Source organism: Streptomyces sp. HD (assembly GCF_028369295.1).
Taxonomy (GTDB): Bacteria; Actinomycetota; Actinomycetes; order Streptomycetales; family Streptomycetaceae; genus Streptomyces.
The window spans coordinates 1-1,149 of sequence record NZ_JAQMYP010000150.1 but is presented as its reverse complement, the minus strand read 5'-3'; the positions used below and the strand labels follow the sequence as shown (position 1 = coordinate 1,149).

Annotated in this window: 2 protein-coding genes; both read left to right on the top strand. The window is 70.1% G+C overall.

Annotated features, from left to right (window positions below; genetic code table 11):
- The coding region (locus tag POF73_RS45740) for an SDR family NAD(P)-dependent oxidoreductase (RefSeq protein WP_272125467.1) at positions 1-708 on the top strand (708 nt) is incomplete at its 5' end.
- A 43-nt stretch (positions 709-751) separates the two neighbouring features.
- Positions 752-1,149, top strand: a 398-nt coding sequence (locus POF73_RS45735) for a DUF4345 family protein (protein WP_272125466.1), incomplete at its 3' end; no start/stop codon positions are given.

Sequence of the window (1,149 nt, the reverse complement as noted above, 5' to 3'; positions counted from 1 at the left end):
ATCGGCCACGCCACCGCTCTGGAGCTCGCCGGCGAGGGTGCCTCCGTGGCCCTGGTCGGCCGGCGAGAGGACCGGCTCACCGACCTCGCCGCCCAGATCACGGATGCCGGCGGGAAGGCCCTGGTCGTGCCCGCCGACATCACCACCGCCGCGGCCGCCGCGGAAGCGGTCGAGCGGACCGTCGACGGTTTGGGCCGCCTGGACATCCTGGTCAACAACGCCGGCCTCATGCTCCTCGGCCCCACCCCCGGCGCGGACCTGAACGACTGGCAGCGCATGATCGACATCAACCTCATGGGCCTGATGTACACCGCCCACGCGGCCATCCCCCACCTAGTGAAGGCGGCCGCCGACGCACCGCGCCAGGTCGCCGACATCGTCAACATCAGCTCGCTCAACGGACGTGTGGCCTACCCCATGATGGCCGTGTACAGCGCCAGCAAGTTCGGCGTCAACGCGTTCAGCGAGTCGCTGCGCCAGGAACTGGCACGCCAGCACGTCCGCGTGTCCGTCGTCGAGCCGGGCAGCGTCGACACCGAACTGCGCACCCACAACCCGGAACCGATTCTGAAGGCACTCGCCGCCGGTCTGGGTGACATCGAGCGCCTCCAGAGCCAGGACATCGCCGACGCCGTCGGCTACATCGTCACCCGCCCCCGGCACGTGGCCGTCGGCGAACTGCTCGTACGCCCCACCGAGCAGGCCTGACCACCCATCCCGAGGCCAACTCCCCGACACCCAAGGAGTCGTGATGGCGGCCCGCGCTCCTGCCGCAGCAGCCGACACCGTCGTCCGCGTCTGCCTGCTGCTCGCCACCGCCATCGCGCTCGGAAACGGCCTGCAACTGCTGGCGCAGGGAAGCCCCGCGGACACGGACGACGTGCACCGCTTCATGGCAGGCGTCTACGTCGGATGGGCTCCCCTGTTCTTCTGGACGGCGGCAACGATCCACCGGCAGGGAGCGCTCGTCTACTTCCTGGCAGTCCCGATCTTCCTCGGAGGCGTGGGCCGACTGGTCTCCTTCGCCCAGCACGGCACCCCCGGCCCGGCGGGAGCCTTCCTCGCCTCCGCCCTGCTCGATTTCGCCCTCTCGATCGTCATCGTCCGGGCACATAGCACCGCACTCAGGACCAGACGAGCGGCGGCGGC